21 protein-coding genes are annotated in these 21,518 nt (G+C 59.9%); 13 read left to right on the top strand and 8 right to left on the bottom strand.

Annotation, left to right across the window (positions count from 1 at the left end):
* Positions 1–35 precede the first annotated feature (35 nt).
* The 3 genes from comD to JT51_RS05440 are packed head-to-tail and all read left to right on the top strand — an operon-like array spanning position 36 to position 2,193.
* Entirely contained in the window at positions 36–542 is a 507-nt protein-coding gene (comD, locus tag JT51_RS05450; protein ID WP_037308762.1) for a sulfopyruvate decarboxylase subunit alpha, read from the top strand.
* Positions 539–1,093 carry a sulfopyruvate decarboxylase subunit beta gene (gene comE / locus JT51_RS05445; protein WP_037308760.1) on the top strand — a complete coding sequence of 185 codons (555 nt, stop codon included), beginning with the start codon at positions 539–541 and terminating at the stop codon, positions 1,091–1,093. Before comD ends, comE begins: the two co-directional genes overlap by 4 nt.
* Complete coding sequence (locus tag JT51_RS05440) at positions 1,093–2,193, top strand: alpha-hydroxy acid oxidase (RefSeq protein WP_037308757.1); 1,101 nt, start codon at positions 1,093–1,095, stop codon at positions 2,191–2,193. The genes comE and JT51_RS05440 overlap by 1 nt, the downstream gene beginning before the upstream one ends.
* A 9-nt stretch (positions 2,194–2,202) precedes the next feature.
* On the opposite strand, the gene JT51_RS05435 is transcribed toward JT51_RS05440, so the two are convergent.
* The 4 genes from JT51_RS05435 to JT51_RS05420 are packed head-to-tail and all read right to left on the bottom strand — an operon-like array spanning position 2,203 to position 7,752.
* Complete coding sequence (locus tag JT51_RS05435; protein WP_037308754.1) at positions 2,203–2,943, bottom strand: Asp/Glu racemase; 741 nt, start codon at positions 2,941–2,943, stop codon at positions 2,203–2,205.
* Positions 2,940–4,022, bottom strand: coding sequence for a pyridoxal phosphate-dependent aminotransferase (locus tag JT51_RS05430; protein ID WP_037308752.1), 1,083 nt, complete (start codon positions 4,020–4,022; stop codon positions 2,940–2,942). The genes JT51_RS05435 and JT51_RS05430 overlap by 4 nt, the downstream gene beginning before the upstream one ends.
* Positions 4,019–5,656, bottom strand: a complete 1,638-nt coding sequence (locus JT51_RS05425; RefSeq protein ID WP_037308750.1) for a hydantoinase B/oxoprolinase family protein — start codon at positions 5,654–5,656, stop codon at positions 4,019–4,021. Before JT51_RS05425 ends, JT51_RS05430 begins: the two co-directional genes overlap by 4 nt.
* Positions 5,653–7,752, bottom strand: coding sequence for a hydantoinase/oxoprolinase family protein (locus tag JT51_RS05420; protein ID WP_037308747.1), 2,100 nt, complete (start codon positions 7,750–7,752; stop codon positions 5,653–5,655). Before JT51_RS05420 ends, JT51_RS05425 begins: the two co-directional genes overlap by 4 nt.
* A 379-nt stretch (positions 7,753–8,131) precedes the next feature.
* On the opposite strand from JT51_RS05420, the gene JT51_RS21150 reads away from it, so the two are divergent.
* From JT51_RS21150 to JT51_RS05375, 9 genes are all read left to right on the top strand, one after another.
* Positions 8,132–8,689, top strand: coding sequence for a TetR/AcrR family transcriptional regulator (locus JT51_RS21150; protein ID WP_051927406.1), 558 nt, complete (start codon positions 8,132–8,134; stop codon positions 8,687–8,689).
* 163 nt (positions 8,690–8,852) lie between these two features.
* Positions 8,853–10,151 (top strand): hypothetical protein, encoded by a 1,299-nt coding sequence (locus JT51_RS05410; protein ID WP_037308744.1) that lies wholly within the window; start codon positions 8,853–8,855, stop codon positions 10,149–10,151.
* Between the two features lie 23 nt (positions 10,152–10,174).
* Complete coding sequence (locus JT51_RS05405; protein ID WP_235216114.1) at positions 10,175–11,287, top strand: cytochrome-c peroxidase; 1,113 nt, start codon at positions 10,175–10,177, stop codon at positions 11,285–11,287.
* Positions 11,287–12,021, top strand: a complete 735-nt coding sequence (locus JT51_RS05400) for an MbnP family protein (protein ID WP_037308738.1) — start codon at positions 11,287–11,289, stop codon at positions 12,019–12,021. Before JT51_RS05405 ends, JT51_RS05400 begins: the two co-directional genes overlap by 1 nt.
* Positions 12,022–12,329: 308 nt before the next feature.
* Positions 12,330–13,460, top strand: a complete 1,131-nt coding sequence (locus tag JT51_RS05395) for an ABC transporter substrate-binding protein (RefSeq protein WP_235216113.1) — start codon at positions 12,330–12,332, stop codon at positions 13,458–13,460.
* Positions 13,461–13,509: 49 nt separating this feature from the next.
* A complete protein-coding gene (locus JT51_RS05390) occupies positions 13,510–14,430 on the top strand; it encodes a branched-chain amino acid ABC transporter permease (RefSeq protein ID WP_037308732.1) in 921 nt (306 codons plus the stop codon).
* Entirely contained in the window at positions 14,427–15,413 is a 987-nt protein-coding gene (locus tag JT51_RS05385) for a branched-chain amino acid ABC transporter permease (RefSeq protein WP_037308729.1), read from the top strand. Before JT51_RS05390 ends, JT51_RS05385 begins: the two co-directional genes overlap by 4 nt.
* Entirely contained in the window at positions 15,406–16,155 is a 750-nt protein-coding gene (locus JT51_RS05380; RefSeq protein ID WP_037308726.1) for an ABC transporter ATP-binding protein, read from the top strand. Before JT51_RS05385 ends, JT51_RS05380 begins: the two co-directional genes overlap by 8 nt.
* A complete protein-coding gene (locus JT51_RS05375; RefSeq protein WP_037308724.1) occupies positions 16,152–16,838 on the top strand; it encodes an ABC transporter ATP-binding protein in 687 nt (228 codons plus the stop codon). Before JT51_RS05380 ends, JT51_RS05375 begins: the two co-directional genes overlap by 4 nt.
* 122 nt (positions 16,839–16,960) lie before the next feature.
* On the opposite strand, the gene JT51_RS05370 is transcribed toward JT51_RS05375, so the two are convergent.
* A complete protein-coding gene (locus JT51_RS05370) occupies positions 16,961–17,713 on the bottom strand; it encodes an outer membrane beta-barrel protein (RefSeq protein ID WP_152563295.1) in 753 nt (250 codons plus the stop codon).
* A 517-nt stretch (positions 17,714–18,230) separates the two neighbouring features.
* Between JT51_RS05370 and JT51_RS05365 the strand changes: the two genes are divergently transcribed.
* Positions 18,231–18,737, top strand: coding sequence for a hypothetical protein (locus tag JT51_RS05365; RefSeq protein WP_152563294.1), 507 nt, complete (start codon positions 18,231–18,233; stop codon positions 18,735–18,737).
* Between the two features lie 63 nt (positions 18,738–18,800).
* Here the strand turns inward: JT51_RS05365 and JT51_RS05360 are convergent, their stop codons facing one another.
* The 3 genes from JT51_RS05360 to JT51_RS05350 all read right to left on the bottom strand — a co-directional run bounded on the left by JT51_RS05360 (position 18,801) and on the right by JT51_RS05350 (position 21,517).
* Positions 18,801–19,850, bottom strand: a complete 1,050-nt coding sequence (locus JT51_RS05360) for a siderophore-interacting protein (protein WP_037308715.1) — start codon at positions 19,848–19,850, stop codon at positions 18,801–18,803.
* A gap of 441 nt (positions 19,851–20,291) precedes the next feature.
* On the bottom strand, positions 20,292–21,137 hold the full coding sequence (locus JT51_RS05355; protein WP_037308712.1) for an energy transducer TonB: 846 nt from the start codon (positions 21,135–21,137) through the stop codon (positions 20,292–20,294).
* A complete protein-coding gene (locus tag JT51_RS05350; protein ID WP_037308709.1) occupies positions 21,134–21,517 on the bottom strand; it encodes an ExbD/TolR family protein in 384 nt (127 codons plus the stop codon). The genes JT51_RS05355 and JT51_RS05350 overlap by 4 nt, the downstream gene beginning before the upstream one ends.
* Position 21,518: the final 1 nt, after the last annotated feature.

Raw genomic sequence — 21,518 nt, 5'->3', positions numbered from 1 at the left:
CCCCGGGCGCCCCAAACAGGACTGACAGACCGGATATGAACATAGACAAAAAGATCACGGATGATCTGGTCGCGAACGATATCTCGTTTGTGACCACCGTCCCGTGCAAGCAACTGGCCGGCGTGATCGAGGAAATCGACGCGCATGATGACATTTTCCACATCCCCTCGAACAAGGAAGACGAAGGCATGGGCCTGTGTGCCGGTGCCTGGATGGGCGGCAAGCGCCCTGCCATCATCATGCAAAACACCGCCATCGGGGTGACGATCAACACGCTGGCGACGCTGATCCAGTATTACCGCATGCCGCTGCCCATGTTGATCTCGTATCGTGGTGAGCTGCGTGAGCCCGTTGCCTGTCAGGTTGAAATGGCCGTCCATACCAAGGCGCTGTTGGCGCAGATGAGCATCCCAACCTATCACTTCCACCACCAGTCGGATGTGGAAGAACTGGATGCGATCCTGAAATACACCTTCATGTGCAACAAGCCGGTCGCCATCCTGACCGACGCCAACTTCTGGGGAGGCTACGGCGACCAATGATCCGTTCTGAAATCCTGAAAGAAATCGCCCCGATCCTGCGTGATCAACTGGTTGTCTGCAATATCGGCATCCCCAGCCAGGAACTGCATGCCATCGACGATCAGCCGACCAATTTCTACATGCTGGGCACGATGGGGCTGGCCTCGTCGATTGGTCTGGGTCTGGCGCTGTCACAGCCGAAACCGGTGATCGTGATCGACGGGGATGGCTCGATCCTGACCAATCTGGGCACCTTGCCGACCATCGCCAACAACGTGGCCGACAACTACATTCTGCTGATTGTCGACAATGGTTCCTATGGCTCGACCGGGGATCAGCCGACTTATGCGGGGCAAAAGACCTCGCTCGCAAAAATGGCCGAGGCCGCCGGGTGCGACCGCGTCATCGAATGCCAGGCCGAAGATACGGGCCGGGTGCTGCAAGAGGCGCTGGATGCCAAGCAGATGAGCATCATCGTTGCCAAGTGCGAAAGTGGTAATGCCAAGATGCCGGTCATCACCATGGACCCGGTCGTAATTCGCGACCGCTTTATGAAGGCCGTTCAGGCCTGATGGGCGCAAACGCCATTCACAGCGCTGAAGACGCACGCCGCCTTGCGCGGCGGCGTCTGCCGTGGATGGTGTTCGATTATGTCGACGGCGCTGCGGGGGCCGAGGTCGGCGCAGCCCGCAACCGCGCCGCGCTGGACGCAATGACCTTGCGCCCGCGCGTGTTGCGGGATGTCAGCAATCGGTCTTTGGCGACCACCGTGTTCGGTAAACCCACGCAGCGCCCGTTTGGTATCGCGCCAATGGGCATGTGCAATCTGTCCGCCCCTGGCGCGGACTTGATGCTGGCCCGTCTGGCCGCGCGGTATGAGGTGCCGCTGGGGGTGTCCACCGTGGCCTCGACCCCGATGGAACAGGTGATTGAGGTCGCGGAAGGCAACGCCTGGTTTCAGCTTTACTTCAGCGGCGACGGCATCGGCGCCTTCAAGCTGGTCGACCGCGCCCGCGCCGCTGGATATGAAACGCTGGTGCTGACCGTGGATGTTCCCGAAGTGGGACGCCGCCCACGAGAACTGCGCCACGGGTTCAAGATGCCCTTTCGGATCGGCCCGCGCCAGTTTGTTGATTTTGCTTTGCATCCAAGGTGGTCGCTTGCCACTTTGCTGGCCGGTAAGCCTGAGATGGCCAATTTTCTGATGGACGGATACGACTTTGACCGCACCGAAAGCCGGGCAAAGGCGACATGGGATACGTTGGCCCGCCTGCGCGATGTCTGGCCCGGCAATCTGGTGGTCAAGGGCGTGCTGGACCCGCAGGATGCGCTGGCCGTGAAATCGGCCGGAGCGGACGCCGTTCAGGTCTCAAGCCACGGTGCGCGGCAATTGGACAGCGCCCCGGCCGCCTTTGCGGCGCTGCAGGATATTCGCGCCGCAGTGGGCGCGAAATATCCGGTGTTCTACGACAGCGGGCTGCGGTCCGGCGAGGATGCGGTCAAAGCCCTGATCGCCGGTGCGGATTTCGTGTTCTTTGGCCGTGCTATGCAGTTCGCCATGGCCGCCGCAGGCGAGGCTGGCCTGCAACAGCTTTGGGATGTTCTGAGCGATGAATTCAGCATCACAATGGCCCAGATCGGTGTGACATCCGTTGATGAGTTGAAAGCGTGAGTTGCCGTTTCACCCAGCCCGTTCCAAGAGCTGCCCGAATCCCGTGATCGGTGCGCTGATCCTCAGCAGTTGCAGCGCCTGAAACAGCATTGCCTGATTTGAGCTGACCACGGGTTTCCCCACTGCGTCCTCCAGCCGCGCCAGAATCTCGACACTGCGCATGTCGGTGCAGGACAGGACCAGCGCGTCCGCCTGTGGGTGATCGGCCGCAAGCCCCAGTTGGAATACCGCCTCCGGGTCCAGCGCCCCCTGACCCTCGTTGTCCAGCGTCTTGGACACTTCGGATCGCTGGATTGTTTCCACGCCCGATGTGGCAAGGAAATCAATCGCCATATCGTTGATCGCAGGCACATAGGGCGAGGCAAATCCAATGCGACCGGCCCCCAGCGTGGTCAGGGCATGGACCAGCGCCCCGGCGGCCGTGACGGTTCCAGCCCCGCTTGTTGCCCCGATCCGCGCGGCCAGATCGCGATCAAATTCGGGGCCATGGGTCAGCGTGGCTGAGGTACAGCCATAAAAGACTACATCCGGCTTTGCTCCCATCAGCAGGCGCAGCGGTCCGTCCAGATCGGCGGCCCCCAGGTTGTGCATCTGGATTTCATCGGGAATCCCATCCTCGTCATACCCACCCATTCGCGCCACGTGCAGCGACACGCCGGGCGGGCCCATCAGCGCCAGATCGGGTTCAAGGTTGGTATTGGTGAAAGGAACCAGAACGCCGAACCGGGCGCGACCACGGGATATGTTCATGCCTGATCCTCCTTTTTCCATTGGTTCAGGGTAGTTATCGCTTTGTCCATTGCCGTCGGCGCCCCGACCGTCATGCGCAGGGTATGTGGCAGACCCGCGCCGCCCTGCGGACGCAAAAAGATACCTTGGGAACGCAGCCTCTTGTCCGCGCTTGCCGCCGCCCCGGGGCTGCCCATGTTCAACAGCAGGAAATTGGTAAAGCTGGGGTAGGGGGCGAACCCGGCTTGTTCCAGTTTCGCTGATGCCCGATCCCGCAAAGTAGCCGTCATCGCGCAAGTCTCGCGCATATAGGCATCATCCCGCACCGCCGCTGCGGCGGCGATTTGCGCGCTGGCCGGGATGTTGTTGGGGTTCATCACCTTACGCAGCTCTGCCGCGATGGCAGGGGGGAACAAGCCCCATCCAACGCGAAAGCCAGCCATGCCATAAGCCTTGGAAAACGTCCGCAAGACGACCGTGTTGCCCTCTTGAACAAGATCGAAGCATCTTTCATCCAGATGGTCGGCAAACTCTCCATAGGCTTCGTCGATCACCAGCAGGATGTCGGGCCGCAGCCCTTGCCGTAGGCGGATAAGATCGGATTTCGGGATGCGCGTACCGGTCGGGTTGCCCGGGTTTGCGACAAAGACGATCCCGGTGTCCGGCTTGACCGCCGCCAGCAAGGCATCGACGTTGACGACGGCGTCCACCTCTTGTGCCGTATCGAACCGCGCGTCGGCAAGCTGCGCCGCTGTGCGAAAGAACGGATAGGCATGGGCGGGGGCCAGCACTGCCCGTGCCGGACCCGAGAACACGCGGGCGAGGCCACCGATCAGGTCCAATGACCCGCTGCCGCATAAAATGCCTGCGGCATCAATCCGGTGCAGGTCCGACAGGGCGTGCCGCAGGTCCGTCCAATCCGGATCGGGGTAGAGCATCGACGACCCCAAAGCCCGCGCCGCAACTTCAACCGCCGTGGGGCTGGGCGGTCGCAGGCTTTCATTTTGCGACAGCGAGATCAGAGGTTTCCCCTTTGGCGCGTTAAGCTCTGCCAGCGTGTAGGGCGACATGCGCGCGATATGCGGGTGGGCGCGGGTCATTTCTGCCTCCGGTATAGGTTCTGTGCCTGTTCGTGGCTGACAAGGCCGGATTGTACGTCAGTCAGAATTGCGTCTTCTGAACGGTGCTCTGGCAATCCGAACCCACCCCCGCCCGGCGTTTCGAAACTCAATGTTTCACCGGCCCGGATGCGAACCTCGCCCTTGCCGGGCAGGTGACGGTTGCCAGGTTGCACCGTGATGCGGCCGGGTGCCCCGTCCAACCCTCCATCGCGACCACTGGCTGGGTTTTTGATCCGCTCGACCGACAGGAACAGCATCAAGTCCTGATTCTTTGTCGCGCTGAGTTCGATGTGCTGACCCAACCCGCCGCGGAAACGCCCCGCGCCGCCGGAATCCTGTCGCAGTTCGCGGCGGTGAAACAAGACCGGTGCGACAGCCTCGGTGGTTTCAATCTGGCTGCCCCAAACACCGCTGGGAAAGGCGGTGGCCGACAGACCGTCAATCCGGGGCCGGGCACCCGTTCCGCCGTTGAACACAAGCTCAAGCGCAAACTGGTCTGTCGCCTCTGGCGCGTGGCGCAGGGGCAGGTCGTACATGCAGGATGCGCCTTCGGCGGGAACCCTGTCGGGCAGGGCCTGCGACAGGCAGCCATAGACCAGATCGGGGGTCATCTGCCCCAGTGTATGCCGCATGGCGACCGGGGCGGGGGGCTGCGCATTCAGGATACAGCCCTTGGGGCCGGTGACCCGAAACGGATCGAGCGAGCCTGCGTTGTTGGGGATATCCGCCCCGATGATGCAACGCAGGGCAAAGACGGAATAGGCCGTGGCATAGTTCAGCGGCACGTTGATCCCTTTGCCCACGCAGGATGCAGTCCCGTCAAAATCCAGCAGCAGGTGGTCGTCAGCAATGGTCAGCGCAGCATGCAGCTCGATCTCGTCATCATAACCATCGACCCGCAATACGTGCCGCCATGTGCCTTTGGGAAGGGCGGCAATGGCCGCAAGCGTGCCGCGCCGAGAGGTTTCGATGATGTAATCGGACAAAGCCCGCAGGTCGGAAATGTCGAATTCCCGCATCATCTGAACCAGCCGATCAGACCCGGCCTCGCAACAGGCGATCAGGGCATAGATGTCGCCTTCGTTGGCGATGGGTTCCCGCGAATTGGCTTTGACGATCTCAAGCAGCAGCGCGTTGACTTCGCCCTGACTGACCAGCTTGCAGGGCGGGATCAGCAGCCCCTCGTCAAAGATATCCGACCCTTCTGGTCCCATGCCCAACCCGCCGAGATCGACCAGATGTGACGTGCAGGCCGTATAGCCGATGACTTGATCGCGATAGAACACCGGCATCATCAGCAGAAAGTCGTTCAGGTGACCCGAGGCGATCCACGGATCGTTGGTCATATAGATGTCGCCGGGTTTCATGTCGGATTGGGCAAAGCGCACGCACAGGGTTTTGACCGCTTCGGCCATGGTGTTGATATGGCCCGGCGTGCCGGTCACGGCCTGTGCCAGCATCCGGCCCTTTGCATCGAAGATACCGGCCGAGATATCCCCGCACTCGCGTACAATCGGGCTGAAGGCCGCGCGGATCAGTGCCTGCCCCTGTTCCTCGACCACCGCCAGAAGGCGGTTCCACATCACCTGTAATCGTGTATCGGACTGGATCATTTCTGGGCCTCCTGTTGCTGCGTCAGCCAAATGTTGCCGTGGCCATCCACGGTTGCGTTGAAATCGGCGCTGACGAAGGTGGTTGTCTGCGCCTCGACGATCAGGGCCGGGCCTGTCAGTTCGGCACCCGGCGCAAGATCGGCACGGTTGAACACATCAGCCGACCGCCAGCGCCCGGTCAAGTCACACAGAATCTGTCGGCTGCCGGTCGGAACAGCGCGGTGCAGCCTGGGCACTTCCGGACAGGTCAGATGCGCGGGCGGCGGTGAGGATACGGCCAGCCCCCAATTCAGGATCTCGATGACCATTCCCGGCACAACACGGCTGAACTGTCTGCTGTATTCAACCTCAAACGCCGCTTTCAATGCGCCCACATCCGAATGGGTCAGGGCACGGTTGGGCAGCTTGATTTCGATCTCATGGCCTTGGCCGTGATATCGCATATAGGCGACCCGGCGTTGCAATAGGGGCGCGTCGGGAGCACCGGACCGAACGACCTGTTCTGCCTCGGCCTGCATGGCGTCAAAGAACTGGTTCAGCCCTTTGGTGTCCAGGGTATCCAGCCGGGTGTGGCGTGACCGGATAACCTCATACGACACCGGGGCGTGCAGGAACCCGACCGCCGACCCGACGCCGGGATCACGAGGTATCAGGATGCGCCGCATTTGCGCCCGCCGGGCCACGCGCGTGGCGTGCAGCGGGCCGTTGCCGCCGAATGCGATCATCAGCCGGTTGCCCAGATCCTTGCCGGATTCGACCGCATGCATTCGCCCAGCCCCGGCCATGCTCTCGTCCACAATTTCGCTGATTGCGAACGCGGCCTGATCCGGCCCAAGGGCTAGCGGCCCCCCGACATCCCGGTTCAGCGCGTCATGGGCCGCATCCGGGTCGATCTTCAGCCGCCCTTCGGCAAAGCGGGCGGGTTCGATCAACCCCAGCGTCAGGTCTGCATCGGTGACCGTGGGCTTGTCGCCGCCTTTGCCAAAGGCGGCAGGGCCGGGATCGGATCCGGCGCTGTGCGGTCCGACCTGAAGACGCCCCAGACGGTCGACGCTGGCGATTGATCCACCTCCGGCGCCGATTTCGATCATCTCGATCACGGGTATGCGGACAGGCATCCCCGAGCCCCTGATAAACCGTTCGGCCCGCGAAATCTCGAACTTGCGGGCGGTTTGCGGGCGGAAATCGTCGATCAGGCACAGTTTGGCGGTTGTGCCGCCCATGTCAAAGGACAGCACGCTGGCCTCGCTTGTCGCCTCGGCGATGCGCGCAGCAAGGATTGCCCCACCTGCGGGGCCGGATTCCACCAGTCGGATCGGAAGCCGGGCGGCGGTTTCAAGCGTTGTCATACCCCCGCCGGCCGTCATCATCAGAATTGGGCACGACAGGCCCTTTTGCCGGAACCGCGTCTCAAAATCCTGAAGATAACCCGCCATGAGCGGCTGCACATAGGCGTTGGCAATCGTGGTACACAGCCGGTCGAATTCGCGGGCCTCGGGGCTGACCTCGTGGCTGAGCGAAACCACAAGATCGGGGGCGTGCAGGGCCAGCAGGTCGCGCAGCCGCAATTCATGAGCGGGATTGGCGTAGGAATGCAAAAGGCAGATGGCGACCGCTTCGACCTCTAACGCTTTTAGTTCTGTGGCCAGCGCCGCGACGTGGGCTTCGTCCAGCGGTGAAACCTCATGCCCGCTGACATCCATGCGCCCGCCGATGGTCAGCGAATGGGTGCGGGGCACGATCAGGTCGGGTTTGACAAGGTCAATGGCATACTGGCTATAGCGACGCTCATACGCGATTTCCAGAATGTCGCGGAAGCCGTGTGTCGTGATCGTTGCGGTTGCCGCGCCTCGGCGTTCGATCAGCGCGTTGGTGGCAAGGGTTGTGCCGTGGATCAACCCGGTCACATGCCGCCAGTCTGCACCCGCGTCATCCAGAACATGCGCAGCACCCGCCAGCGCGCCCAAAGCGGGGCGCTGCGGGGTTGTCGGGGTTTTCGCGGTCGCCACCACGTCGGACGCGCGGTTCAATAACACGGTGTCAGTGAACGTGCCGCCAATGTCGATTGCCAAACGCAATCCGTCTGTATGGATCATTGAAGTATCAGCCTGAAAGAGCAAAACAAACCCGAAGGCGGGTCAGATGGGGGCAGTCAATATCCCACAGGTCAGACGACCAGATTGCATCCGGTGTCACGACGCATCATCGGGTGTTGCATTCTGACTGGCACAGCTACAGTTCCCTGTCGTTTGGCTGATTCTGACATTGAGCGGGACAAGCACCTTCCGTCAACCAATCTTTACAGTCACCGCTTATGATCCGCCCGGCATTTGCCCCGGGTCAATGCGGATTTGCACAGGCAACGTGCGGTCAATATGGACAAGTTTCGTTCCTGCTGTAATGGAACGCACAAGGTCTGGCCCGTGGCACCGGAAAGCCTCGGCCCCCAGCGGCTGGACATTGGAAAGGGGAACAATGGTAACCGCTTCGACAGTTTCTGGTATCGACCCCAGGGACATCATATCCGTCTTTGCCCAAAATGGTTTCTGCAAGACGTCGATGGAAGACATCGCGCAGGCGGTGGGCCTGTCCCGTCAGTCCATCTACAAAAAGTTCGGGTCAAAAGAGGCGTGTTACAACTGGTCGCTCAAGACCTATATGACCAACGTTTACACTCGCGTTTTTGCCATCCTCGAAGAAATGGATGGCCCGCCGCAAGACATTCTGGAACGGGTGTTTGATGCGGTTGTCGGCGACGGGGTCGATCTGGCCAAGACCCCGCATGGTGTCAAATTGGTGGAAGATTCACTGGAGGTTGCGGCCTCGCAAAAAGAAAACTGGCCGGAATGTTATCGCATCAGGCTAAGTGAATTCCTGCTGAGGTCGGGTTTCGCGTCCTCGCCAGAACAGGGGCAGGACATCGCCCATCTTCTTGTGACCGCGTCCCGTGGCGCGCTTGTGGTCGCCTCATCGCGTCAGGATTTTTCGGAAGATATGCGCCGTATCATCAAAACGGTTCTTTCGGGCGCATAGCGCTTGCCCACCGGTGCGCTCATTCCCCCGAACGCCCTTGCGAACAGGCTGCCTGCCCCGCGGCGGCGCTGGTTTGGTACGGACCCGTGGATGTGGTATTACGTCGGGTAAAGCGCATTTTCACTGATATTCTGCAGGAGCTTCGCAAGGGGGGGGGAATTCCATGAAACTCAGTAGATTTGGTCAAAGCGTCCTGATCGGCGCGTGCGTGGTCGTGACCGGGCTGTCGCCAGCGCATTCGCAGGACCGCGAGGAAAGCCAGGGCATGGTGCTGCTGCGCGGGCTTCCAACACTGGACACCAATCACAGTATCGCAATTGTCGAACTGGACCCGGAATCCGACCGGTTCGGCGACATCCTGAGCGAAGTAGAACAGCCAGAGATGGAGCACCCGCTGCACCATCTTTATTACAGTCCAAACGGCAGGCTTTACGCAACCGGGCTGGATCCGGTCTGCAGTTTGGCCGAGATCGGACTGTCGCGTGATGCGGGTGGTGCGCCGGTTGTTTCGGGGTTCACATGCCTTGATACGCAGGGTCAGATTGTTGGAGAAGACATCATGTGGGCCACCTCGAACGGGCAGGAATACATGTTCGTGACGTTCATGGGGGGCACAGGTGGCGACGACGGCGGCTCTGTCGGCGTGTTCGATCCGCAGACGAATGAATCGGTCAAGGTCATCGAGGCGCGCAAAAGCCAGGTGGGTGAGGGCGAGCCTTATATCATGTATCCGCACGGCATTTCCGCCTTCGAAGACCGCATGGTCGTAACCTCGACCGTGCATCCCGATCTGGCCACCGGGGTTGGCAACGTTCTGACGATCATAGACCTGAATACGTTGGAACCCATCGAAAACATCACGGTCGAAAACGAAAAACCGCTGGATTTTCCGTCCTCTCCGGTCGAGGTTCTGTTTGCCCGGCCCAGCATTCACCCCGATATCGAACCGGCCATTCTGGCGAATACCATGTTTGGCTTTGAAACATGGAAGGTGCCTTATGACGCTGGCTCTAAAACTTTCGGAAAGCCCGAGGTCATCTATAGCGGCGTCGCAAATGAAACCGCTGTGCCGTTGGAATTCTATGGCAACGAAGACGAGCTTTTCATCTCTCACGCGCTGCCGGGTGTCGTAAAGCGTTATGAACTGGCGGCGTTGCCGGAACTTGTGTCCAGCGGGCCGGACATTGTTGCCGATCCCGGCGCGCATCACATGATCTTTTTCACATCGGCCTCGGGGCGCAAGCTGATCGCGGTTCAGAACAATCTGCTGAACCTCGGCAACGGGGCCGAAGATGATCCGACGGATGTGGACTTCATTGCCGATCTGAATGCCCATACGATCTCGGTGCATGATCTGGCGACTGGTGAACGTATCGCCACCGTCGATTTCAAAGAGCGTTACAACAAAGGGGTGGACAATATCGAAGGGCTGTTCGGCTCTGGTTTCGTTCATCACCATTAGCGACCGGGCGCGCTGTGTTTCGGGTGCTGTTGTCCCTGACCGCCGCCGCACTTGTATTTGTGGCGGCTTGGGTGGTCTGGGACCGTGCCCGGGGTCCGACCGCGACACCCATTGCTGATTTTTCGGCGCCCTTTGTGTTCGGCAGGTTTTCCGTGCCCGCAGACAACCCGCTGACCCAAGAGGCCTTTGCCCTGGGTCGCCATCTTTTCTATGACCCTATTCTTTCGGGCAACAACACGGTGTCCTGTGCAAGCTGTCACTTGCAGGCCCTGGCCTTTACCGATGGGCGCGCAAAATCCCCCGCCCTGTCGGGGGGTGTGCTGGAGTTCAGTTCGATGAGCCTTGCCAATCTGCTGTGGGGGCAAGAGAGGTTCTTTTGGGACGGGCGCGCGACCTCGTTAGAAGAACAGGCGCTGATCCCGATACAGCACCCCGACGAGATGGATCAGGATATCGACGCCCTGATGGTAGAGCTTCGCGCCTCAATCAAATACCGGCGGATGTTTCGCAGGGCCTATGGTGATGTCACTGCCGAAAACACCGCCAAGGCCCTGGCCACGTTCATGCGGATGCTGATTTCGTCAGATTCCAAATACGACAGATACCTGCGGGGCAAGGCCCGCCTGACCGCGCAAGAAGAACATGGGCGCAAGCTGTTCATGGCACATCCGGACACGAAGGTGTCGCTGCGGGGCGGCAATTGCATTGACTGCCACAGTCAGTTTCTGACGTCGGGTTTTCGCGATGCGCTGGACGGGTTTTCAAATAATGGCTTGGACCCGGATGGAACGCTGCCCGATGGATTGATGGCGGTGACGGGAAATTCGGCGCACAAGGGGTTTTTCAAGGTCCCCACGTTACGCAATATTGCGGTAACGGCCCCCTACATGCACGACGGCCGGTTCAAGACGCTGGAAGAGGTCATGGACCATTACAACGATGGGATCGTTGTGAGTGACACGCTCAGCCCATTGATCCTTGAGGCCGACAACGCGCCGGACAATGGGCCAGATACCATTGGCCTGCGCATGACCCCTGAGGAGATGGCGGCCATCATCGCCTTTTTGCACACACTGACGGATGAGGTCTTTTTGACGAACCCGCAGCTTTCCAACCCGTTTGACGGAGACACCTGATGCGGTTGTCGCATGTGACCTTGGGTATTTCGACGGCAGCGATCCTGATCTCCGCAGGATGGTTTACTCTACGTGCTTTGCCCGAAAAAAGCACCTCGATCACGCTGACGTTCCACGCCGAAATGGGGGGTGCGCCCTTGGTCTATGATCAGTTCGTCTATGACAACCCGGGCGGGCCGGGCACGTTCAGGGTGCGCGATTTCCGGTTTTACCTGAGCAATCTGTCCGTCGCGAAAGGGGCGGAAACATACTCCGAAGCAGACAGTTACCATTTGCTGCGGTTCGACAATGCAGACCGGTCGCATTCGATCACCCTGACGGATGTGCCGTTGCAATCGGTTGAAACCGTCGGGTTCCTGATTGGCGTTGATCCCGAGGCGAACAGTTCGATCCAGCCGCGTGGCGATCTGGACCCCAACAGCCAGATGGCCTGGAATTGGGAGGTGGGGTATAAGTTCGTGGTCTTCGAGGGCGCGCTGCGGATCGGCGAAACGGTGTCTCCTGTGGTCTATCACGTGGGGTTTTCCGAAAATGCCCGCCAGCAGTCATTTGCGATACCATCAGACAGTCAGGTTGATGGGGACGTTCAGGTGGACCTGACCGTGGATCTGGCAAAGCTGTTCAATGGCGCGACCCGGATCGACATGGAAACGCTGCCGTCGGTCAAGTTCGACCGCACGGATGCCAAGGATTTGGCCGACAATTATGCCGACATGATTGCGCCAAAGTTTTAAGTGCGGCCTCTGTCGGCCCTTGGCAGGCGGATGCTGTTGAACATCGGGCCGTCTGGCGACGCCGCGCGTTTGGCAAAAAGATGTATCGCAACGCCCAAAAGCAAAATGCGCCTGACGATGATCCGCGAATAAAACGCGGCAGGGAAAATGACGATCCCAATTGGAATAATTCTGGACTGTCCATGGGGGATCGGTGTTTTATCTGGGTGGTTTGTAAAACAAAAAAGAATGCTCTGTCAGGGGCATAGACCGAAGGTCGCGAAAAGTGACATAAGTTGCGGTCAGACGACCAACGAAGGGAGATGAAGATGAAAAAATTTCTAGCGGCCGCTGCGGTTTCGGCGCTATGTGCGACCGGCGCGCTGGCCGAGGTCAAGGTTGGAATGATCACCACCCTTTCGGGCGGCGGTGCCGGGCTGGGCATTGATGTGCGCGACGGCTTCATGCTGGCCATCGCTCAGTCGGGCCGCGATGACATCGAGGTCGTGATCGAAGATGACCAGCGCAAGCCGGACATCGCGGTGCAACTGTCCGACAAGATGATCCAGTCCGAGCGGGTCGATGTGATGACCGGCATCATCTGGTCCAATCTTGCCATGGCGGTTGTACCGGCGGCGGTGAACCAGAACGTGTTCTATCTGTCGCCCAACGCAGGCCCGTCGCCGCTGGCCGGGAAGGGCTGCCACCAGAACTATTTCAACGTCGCCTGGCAGAACGATAACCTGCACGAGGCCGCCGGGGCCTATGCCAACGGCGCGGGCTACAAGAACAGCTTTATCATGGCACCGAACTATCCGGCCGGTGTTGATGCGCTGACGGGCTACAAGCGGTTCTTCGACGGTGATCTGGCCGGTGAGATTTACACGGAACTTGGTCAGACCGATTACGCCGCCGAGATCGCGCAAATCCGTGCAAGTGACGCAGACAGCGTGTTTTTCTTCCTTCCGGGCGGCATGGGGATTTCCTTCCTCAAGCAATATGCCGACAGCGGGATCGAAAAACCCGTGGTCGGCCCGGCCTTCAGCTTTGATCAGGGCATCCTGCAGGCCGTTGGCGATGCGGCGCTGGGCGTGGTGAACACTTCGCAATGGAACAAGGATATCGACAATGCGACCAACGCGGCGTTTGTCGAAAGCTTTCAGGCGGAATACGGTCGCCTGCCGTCGCTTTATGCAAGTCAGGGGTTCGATACCGCCAACCTGCTGCTGTCCGCACTGGACAAGGCCGATCCATCCGATGCCGATGCCTTCCGCGAGGCGCTGCGTGCTGCCGAGTTTGACAGCACCCGTGGTGATTTCAGCTTTGGCTCCAACCACCATCCGGTTCAGACGATCTATGCGCGTGAAGTGATCAAGGAGGGCGATGTTTTCACCAACAAGACGCTGGGTGTTGCGCTGGAAAACCACGCGGATGCCTATGCGGCCGAGTGCAAGATGTAACTGACCCTGCCTGCCCCGAACACGGGGCGGGCAGAACGCCGGAGTATCCATGTCCTCGATCCTGATTATCGAGCAGATCCTGAACGGGCTGCAATTCGGCGTCATGCTGTTTTTGATGGCGGCTGGGCTGACGCTGATTTTCGGCGTGATGGGCCTGATCAATCTGGCCCATGGCTCGCTGTATATGGTCGGCGCGTTTGCTGCCGCTGCCGTTGCCGGGGCGACCGGGTCGTTCCTGCTGGCGCTTGTCGCGGCTTTGGCCGCTGCGGCCTTGGCCGGGGCGATTGTCGAGATGGTCGTGATCCGGCGGTTGTACAAAGCCCCGCATCTGGATCAGGTTCTGGCGACCTTTGCGCTGATCCTGATTTTTTCAGAAGGAACACGCTGGGTCTTTGGCTCATTCCCTTTGTTTTTGGACATCCCCGACGCGCTGTCCGGCCCCGTGACCCTGCCCGGAGGGATCGAATACCCACTGTATCGTCTGACCCTGATCGGGATCGGGTTGGCCGTGGCCGTGGGGCTTTGGGCGCTGATCGAGCGCACTCGTCTGGGCATCCGCATACGCGCCGGCGAGAACGACCGCGAGATGATCGCGGCGCTGGGTGTCGATATCTCGAAACTCTATACACTGGTTTTTGCGCTGGGCGCGGCGCTGGCCGGGCTGGCGGGGGCTTTGGTTGGCGCGATCCAGTCGGTTCAGGTGGGGATGGGAGAGCCGGTTCTGATCCTGGCCTTCGTTGTCATCGTGATCGGCGGCATCGGCTCGGTCCGTGGCGCGTTCATCGGGGCGCTGTTGGTTGGGCTGACCGACACACTGGGCGGAGTTTTCCTGCCAGAGTTGTTCAAGCTGTTCATGGACAATGGTGCGGCCCAGAAAACCGGCTCGGCGCTGGCCTCGATGGGTATCTACGTTCTGATGGGGCTGGTGCTGATCTGGCGACCCACCGGCCTATTCGGAGCCCGCGCATGAGGTTGGATGAGAGATATATCAACGGCCTGATGATTGCAGGCCTGCTGGCGCTGCCGCTGTGGGCGCTGGTTGCCGACCAGCCGTTCACGATCACCCTGATGACGCGGGCCGTCATCCTGGCACTGGCGGCAGTGGGCCTGAACATCGTGCTTGGGATCGGTGGCATGGTCAGCTTTGGCCATGCAGCGTTCTTTGGCATCGGCGGCTATGCGATGGGCATCCTTGCCTATCACGCGCAGACCTATACCGCGCTGGATTTGGGGGCTTTCACCACCGAGGGCACAAAGTTCATGCCGGTGATCTGGCTGGTAGCTATGATCACCTCGGGGCTGGCGGCGTCTTTCATCGGGCTTTTGTCGCTGCGCACATCCGGCGTTTATTTCATCATGATCACGCTGGCCTTTGGGCAGATGTTTTTCTATTTCGCCATCTCCTGGGCGCAATACGGGGGTGAGGACGGGCTGTCGATCTATGTCCGCAACGATTTTCCCGGTCTCAACACGCTAATGCCAATCCAGTTTTATGGCATCTGCTTTGCGTTGCTTTGCCTTGTGCTGGCCCTGTTTGCCCGCCTTCAGGCGTCCCCTTTCGGGCTGGCGCTGAACGCCACGCGTCAGGCGGCGGTGCGGGTTGAAACCGTGGGCCTGAACCCAATGCGGCTCAAGCTGCTGGCCTTTGTCCTTTCGGGTGCAATCACCGGGCTGGCGGGGGCGTTGTTTGCGGATTTGAACCGCTTTGTCTCGCCCACGATGTTCAGTTGGCAATTGTCGGGAGAGCTGATCGTCCTGATCGTGATCGGCGGGGTCGGGCGCCTGATGGGGCCGGTGATCGGCGCCTGTGTCTATGTCGCATTGGAACATTTTCTGGGTGAAATCACGGATTTCTGGCATGTCTACCTGGGGGTGATCCTGCTATGCATCGTCTTGTTCGGTCGCGGAGGGTTGATCGGTCTGCTGACTGGGAAAGAGGGCGCGCATGTCTGATCCCGTTCTGGCCGCGCTGAACCTGAACAAAAGCTTTGGGGCACTCAAGGCAACCGACGATGTGTCGATCGACCTTATGCCCGGGGAAATCCATGCCATCATCGGCCCGAACGGTGCGGGAAAGTCGACCCTGATCCAGCAGATTTGTGGCGGCTTGCAACCCGATTCCGGGCTGGTTCTGTTGGGCGGTCAGGATGTCTCGGGCCACAGCACGCAGGCGCGGGCGCAGGCCGGGCTGGGACGCACCTTTCAGATTTCGCAGCTTTGCATGGAAGATACCGTGTTAGAGAACGCCGTGCTGGGCGCAATGGGGGCCGGGAGATCGGCCTGGCGGTTCTGGCGCGCGGCGTTGAAACGCTCCGACCTGCGCGAAACGGCCGAGAGCGCGCTGGAACGTGTGGGCTTGAGGGAGGAGCGTGGCACACGCTGCGCCAACCTCAGCCACGGGCAGCGGCGGCAGCTTGAGGTCGCAGTGGCCCTGACCCTGTCGCCACGGGCATTTGTGATGGATGAACCGATGGCGGGCCTTGGGGCCGATGGATCGAAACGGTTGACCGGGTTTCTGGACGATCTGCGGGCTGAGGCACCGATACTGTTGGTGGAACACGACATGGACGCGGTGTTCGCGCTGGCCGACCGGATCAGCGTGCTGGTTTATGGCAAGGTGATTGCCACAGGTACGGGTGATGAGATACGCAACAACCCCGAAGTGCGCGACGCCTATCTGGGGGATGAGGCATGACGCTGTTGCGGATCGAAAACCTCACAGCAAGCTATGGTGTCAGTCAGGCATTGTTCGGCGTGGATCTTGAGATGGCACAGGGCGAGGTCACTGCCCTGATGGGTCGCAATGGGATGGGCAAGTCGACCACGGTGAAGGCGATCTGCCGGATGATCCGCTCGGAAGGAGTGCTGACGCTGGATGGTCAGGATTTGCACACGCTGCCCAGCCACAAGGTCGCCCGCAAAGGTGTGGGCCTTGTGCCCGAGGGGCGGCGATGTTTCGCGGACCTGACCGTGCGTGAGAATCTGATCGCAGCAGCGCGCTCCGGCGATTGGACATTGCGCCGGGTAACCGAGCTGCTCCCCCGATTGGGTGAGAGGCAAGGGCAGAGGGCGGCCTCGCTTTCAGGGGGTGAGCAGCAAATGCTGGCGATTGGCCGGGCGCTGATGACCAACCCGCGCCTGCTGATACTGGATGAGGCGACCGAGGGTCTGGCCCCGATTGTCCGGCAGGAAATCTGGGCCGCGCTACGTCGCCTGAAGCAAGAGACCAACGTTGCGATCCTGTTGATCGACAAATCGCTGAAAGAACTGGCCGCCGTATCAGACAGGGCCGTGATCCTTGAACGTGGGCGCACTGTCTGGTCTGGCGCGATGGGCGCGTTGACCCATGATATTACCGGAAAATACTTGGGGGTCTGAAGTAGTCCGAAAACCATCTCGGTATTGATGTCCTAACGGTTCAGTTTTTTGCCCTGTGGCTTGAAAATGATCAGCCTTGGCGTTGCGCAGCGTTTGGCCCGGCGACGCCGCCAATTACGTTGTTAGAACCGGTAGGTCGCCCCAAACACCGGCCCGGACTGGATGAACTCATAAGTATTGCCGTCGATATCGTGATCGAATGAGATATACCGATAACCACCCCGCAGCATCCACCGTTCATTGATGATGTAATCGGCCGTGACCAGGACCTGCCAGGTCTGGCTGCCGCTTCTGAACCCGCCATAGTCCAAATAGGCTGTGCTGGCCCATTTTTCTGATAGCGAAAACCGCGCCCTTGCGCCGATCACCGGGTCGACCCAACTGTCATCCGCGACATTGCGCCGTGCGGGTGCTGTGCCAGGGGTCAGTGTGAAGTCGGTCTTGGTGCTGTACCATCTGAGACCGCCCGCCAGGTCCAGTTTGACGGTCTGATCCTCATGAATGCGATATCCTGCCATGGCCGTCAGAAATTGTGTTTTGACCGAAACGTCCAGCTCTGCGTTCGCCGGGGTGGGAGAGGCATCGTCAAAGGACAGGTTCGTGTAGTTGTAATCGGCCATAAAGCTCCAGCGCCCGTTGGTTGCAGCAATGGCCCCCATGAACGCAAAGTCCAGATTTTTTAGCGCGTCAGAGAATTTGAGGGTGCCATCCACCGTGCCAAGGGGTGTTTCAAGCTTTGTCTCGGTCTCGGGGGTGAACAGATAGATGGTGGCATCGTATGACCAGTCAGATTGCTGAGCCGAGGTCATCGTAGCCGCCGATGCAATAAGCGCCGTACCAAGTGCGGCACCTTTCATTCCCGTTGCTGAAATCATTATGTCCCTCATGTAAATCAACGATAATTTGGCTATTTCGTAACTGCTAATGGCCACTCAACCGCCTTGCTGACGACCCGGCAGTATCTGGGTATCATCCCTCTATTAGCACGTATATGATTTTTCGCATATTCGTCGGACCAGAGAAGATAGCGACACGCGCGAACAGGCCCAATCGGGAACAGGATTTAGGCCATCGCCCAACGGGCTGATTGTGACGTGGTGTTTCGATTGATAATTCCGAGTAATTTAGTAGTGTATTTCACGGCTCAGTCAGATTTCTTGGAATCGCGCCCGGCCTCTCAGGATTTAATCGGCAAGCTCATGCGCGCCGCCTTTGGCGCGGGAAGGTTTGCACACACATGGAAATACGGACAATGGAACCGATGAATGCGGGTATCCGATTTCCCGCTCACGTCGCGGCGTGCGGGCCTTGGGGATATCAACCACAGGGCACCTTGCCTGAAAACCTCGCCACGGTCGTTACTGGAAGCCTGGAAAAGCAAAGGTCAATCACATGACAGCGCCTTTCCCGGTCAAGCGTCACGGCCGTATGCAATCTATTGTCAATTTTCCCTTCGACACCTTCGAAAATGGCCTTCTGGTGGTGGCGCGGCATCATTTCGACAGTCTCGCACGGCCAGAGACCCAAGCCTGGCATCTGGCCTATTCCATCGCGGCCGAGCGGTGGGGAGATCGGGTTGGCCTGTCCGCCGCGCATCTGCTGGCGCGGTTCTTGAGATACGTCGTGCAATGTCGCGACGTTGCTTTCGATCACGCCGATCCGTTTTGTGAATACAGCCGAGGCCAGTTGACAGAAGACGAAGCGACGCTGATGTACGTACTGCATTTCATGCGTCGCGATGACACAGCCGCGGCCCGCGAATCCGTTGACGCATTGACCCGGGGCAGGTTGGACCCGGACGTGATTAGATCAGGTCTGACCTTTGCAAACCGGTTTCCCGCCGGATCGACCCCACAGGCGGGCACGCACACCGCAGCCAGGCTGCGCGTGGTGTCCTGAGCGATCTGTACCGCATCGACCGGCAATCCGGATTGGTGCGACAGGGAAATCCGCTGGGCGGGTTTAACGGCGGCTCCAATACGCCGCGATGTAAGCATTGGCCGGATCGCCGCCTTTCGCCTTATATGCGGTGCGAAACCTGCGCGCGTCTGCTTTTTCACAGGCAAACCAAACATAATGTTCGGGAAACCTGTCGCGCATCTCAATTGCAATGTCAGCCAGGGAATGTCCGGTCTCGCGATCTAACCACGAAACCGACACGCCTGCCGGGGCCGTTATGGCGTACGAGCAATAAGCTTCGTGTGAGGCCAGCACTGTCACGTGACCATTGGTATCGGCGGGCAGGGTTTCCATTATGCGCGCCGTGGCGGGCAGGGCAGTTTCATCGGCAAACATCAAAATCCGATCCGTCTTGGGGATGCCACCCCCGCCGGGGCCGACAAAGGCCACCTGCGCACCTGGTGCGACGCTGCTTGCCCAATCGGTCACGCGCCCCCCTTCGTGCACGAAGACGTCAAAATCCATCACCCCTTGCGCATGGTCGATCCAGCGCGTGGTATAGACGGGTTTGTGCAGGGTTTTGGCCCCCGTAGGCCAGACGGTCGACCCGTTTTCCGAGACATGAGGCCATTCGACATCGCCCAGATCAGCAGGCGGCAGAACAATTCGGAAATGAATGGCGTCGTCCTGAAAGCTGGACAGCCCTTTTGCCTTGATCCGAACGCGAATAAAGGATGCGCCGATCCATCTGACGGACTGCACCGTGGCAAAGTGAAAATTCGGCGGCAGCCCACCGGCCTTGTCCACATCCGACCACCGCACCTGCGCGGCAGTATCCGGCGAAAACTGTTCCAACTGCCACACAAGCCCCTCTTTCAGCATGAACAGCCAGTCTTGTTGGGCGGCAAAGGCCGTGGTCCTGATGCCATCAGCTGCGTTCTTGAAGCGAAGGCAGCCGTGGTTCATTTGAATACAAACGCAAGTGTCGTTGTTTTCAATAATCGGCAAGTCGTATTCCTGCGCCTGATGCAGCATCACCATTTTCATGGCATCAAAGTTCAGGTGCCGCAGCGTGGTTTCTGCCTGCAGGGCGAAATTGGGGTGAACTGTCACAGGTGTGTCCTTTCAGGCCGGGCTAACGTGGGGGGTGCCGTGAACGGGGTCGGCGATAACGGTGCAGGGCAGGTCAAAGACCTGATCCATCGTGGCCTCGGTAATCAGATCGGCCGGGGGCCTTGGCATAGCTTCTCTCCGCACGCCAACGACCGGCGCTGGCGCAATGTGTTTTGAAACACGAAAGCACCCCCGTCTGGCCTGGGTGGGTTCACCTCAGCACGGGTTTGCTGTCCTTCAATGTATGGCTTGACGTCTGGCCGCGTGCACTGGCGGAAAGGTCTTGCTTGGGCGCGTGAACCTCACGCGCCGTAGGTCTGGTAGAATTACTGATAGTAATTGTCAAGTATGTGTGAAGGTGGGTTTTTCAATGCATTAACAAAGGACTCGGGGTTGTTTCGGACGGGGCAGTCACCGCTGTGGGGGGAGATGCCCGCGCTACTACCGCCGGGGCATCATGCGGATCATAAGTGAAAAGCGAAAGCTGTCACCGCCCAGTTCTTTCGGGGCCTTGGGAAGCTTCGGTGTGCGTTGCACGGCGCTCAGCGCGGCTTGATCCAGTTTTGCATCGCCTGAAGATTTCACCAAACGGTGGCTCATCAGCTTACCGCCGCGCGTCACAGTCAACTGAATGGTCACGTCCCCTTTGGCTCTCGATCCGCGCGGATATCGTTTGTTGCGTTCGATGCGGGCGCGGATTTTTGCGCCCCAAACGGCCTGCAGCTTTGCCGTTTGCCCGGCCGAAGCGGTGGAAACACGCGCGCTGCCGGCACCGGCCTGCGCCGCACCACCGGACCCGGCCGAGACCTGTTTGGCGACGCCTGCCGAAGTGACCTTGGCCTTGTGTCCTTGTTGTTTGGGTTTCTTCGGCGGGCGCTGTTTGGGGGCGACGTCAGGCTTGGGCTTGGCCTGCGCCTTTGGTGGGGCTGGCGGAGGCGGAGGGGTGGTGTCGATCTGCACGTCCCGGTCTTTTTGCGGCTTGGCAAGCGCGACTTTGACCTGCGCGCGTGGGGCCTGGTCAATTTTCAGATCGGGCATTGTTGGCGCTTTGGTCGCGGCTGCGCTGGGGGGCGTGATTTCGGGCCGGATGTCGGTCTGAACCGCAGGCGGACGTTCCCAGGCTTCGACCATCTCGGCCACGGTTGGGGCCGCCGCCTTGAGTGAGACCATCGCATCGCCACCGCTGCCGCCAGCCGCGATACCGGATTTCGGCGGGCTGGCGAGCACCACCAGATGCAGTGCAACCGCAAGGGTCAGGAAGGTCAGTGTTTCCAACCAACGTTTCATTTCGGGGCCACCACCAGTTCGACCCTGCCAAATCCGACGTGGGCCAATTGGTTAAGCAGACGCGCAAGTGCTACCGCTTCCAACCCGGCATCAGCGCGGATCTGGATGGTGCTGTCAGTACCGCTGATCGCGGCCAGTGCGCTTAGCGCTGCGTCGCCTTCGTTCCCCTGAAACGAAGTGCGCCCGGTCTTGTCGACATATAGCACCTGCTCAACCTCTGGCTTAGTCGTTGAAACCGACTGGGGCGGGGTGATTTCGAACGGTTCGGGCTGTGCCAGGTTCGACGTCATCAGAAAGAAGATCAGCAGCAGAAAGACCACGTTGATCATTGGAACGATGGATTCAGCGCGGGGCGGGCGGGGCGGTTCTGAGAAATCCATC

This window comes from Ruegeria halocynthiae (assembly GCF_000743705.1).
In the GTDB taxonomy this organism is placed as follows: Bacteria; Pseudomonadota; Alphaproteobacteria; order Rhodobacterales; family Rhodobacteraceae; genus Ruegeria; species Ruegeria halocynthiae_B.
The sequence above is the reverse complement of the archived record's forward strand: the minus strand, read 5'-3'. Positions and strand labels throughout refer to the sequence as shown.

Excerpts from the sequence above, each read along its gene's own strand:
- comD (WP_037308762.1), top strand. The coding sequence starts at position 36 with ATGAACATAGACAAAAAGATCACGGATGATCTGGTCGCGAACGATATC.
- comE (WP_037308760.1), top strand. The coding sequence starts at position 539 with ATGATCCGTTCTGAAATCCTGAAAGAAATCGCCCCGATCCTGCGTGAT.
- JT51_RS05440 (WP_037308757.1), top strand. The coding sequence starts at position 1,093 with ATGGGCGCAAACGCCATTCACAGCGCTGAAGACGCACGCCGCCTTGCG.
- JT51_RS05435 (WP_037308754.1), bottom strand. The coding sequence starts at position 2,943 with ATGAACATATCCCGTGGTCGCGCCCGGTTCGGCGTTCTGGTTCCTTTC.
- JT51_RS05430 (WP_037308752.1), bottom strand. The coding sequence starts at position 4,022 with ATGACCCGCGCCCACCCGCATATCGCGCGCATGTCGCCCTACACGCTG.
- JT51_RS05425 (WP_037308750.1), bottom strand. The coding sequence starts at position 5,656 with ATGATCCAGTCCGATACACGATTACAGGTGATGTGGAACCGCCTTCTG.
- JT51_RS05420 (WP_037308747.1), bottom strand. The coding sequence starts at position 7,752 with ATGATCCATACAGACGGATTGCGTTTGGCAATCGACATTGGCGGCACG.
- JT51_RS21150 (WP_051927406.1), top strand. The coding sequence starts at position 8,132 with ATGGTAACCGCTTCGACAGTTTCTGGTATCGACCCCAGGGACATCATA.
- JT51_RS05410 (WP_037308744.1), top strand. The coding sequence starts at position 8,853 with ATGAAACTCAGTAGATTTGGTCAAAGCGTCCTGATCGGCGCGTGCGTG.
- JT51_RS05400 (WP_037308738.1), top strand. The coding sequence starts at position 11,287 with ATGCGGTTGTCGCATGTGACCTTGGGTATTTCGACGGCAGCGATCCTG.
- JT51_RS05395 (WP_235216113.1), top strand. The coding sequence starts at position 12,330 with ATGAAAAAATTTCTAGCGGCCGCTGCGGTTTCGGCGCTATGTGCGACC.
- JT51_RS05390 (WP_037308732.1), top strand. The coding sequence starts at position 13,510 with ATGTCCTCGATCCTGATTATCGAGCAGATCCTGAACGGGCTGCAATTC.
- JT51_RS05385 (WP_037308729.1), top strand. The coding sequence starts at position 14,427 with ATGAGGTTGGATGAGAGATATATCAACGGCCTGATGATTGCAGGCCTG.
- JT51_RS05380 (WP_037308726.1), top strand. The coding sequence starts at position 15,406 with ATGTCTGATCCCGTTCTGGCCGCGCTGAACCTGAACAAAAGCTTTGGG.
- JT51_RS05375 (WP_037308724.1), top strand. The coding sequence starts at position 16,152 with ATGACGCTGTTGCGGATCGAAAACCTCACAGCAAGCTATGGTGTCAGT.
- JT51_RS05370 (WP_152563295.1), bottom strand. The coding sequence starts at position 17,713 with ATGATTTCAGCAACGGGAATGAAAGGTGCCGCACTTGGTACGGCGCTT.
- JT51_RS05365 (WP_152563294.1), top strand. The coding sequence starts at position 18,231 with ATGACAGCGCCTTTCCCGGTCAAGCGTCACGGCCGTATGCAATCTATT.
- JT51_RS05355 (WP_037308712.1), bottom strand. The coding sequence starts at position 21,137 with ATGAAACGTTGGTTGGAAACACTGACCTTCCTGACCCTTGCGGTTGCA.
- JT51_RS05350 (WP_037308709.1), bottom strand. The coding sequence starts at position 21,517 with ATGGATTTCTCAGAACCGCCCCGCCCGCCCCGCGCTGAATCCATCGTT.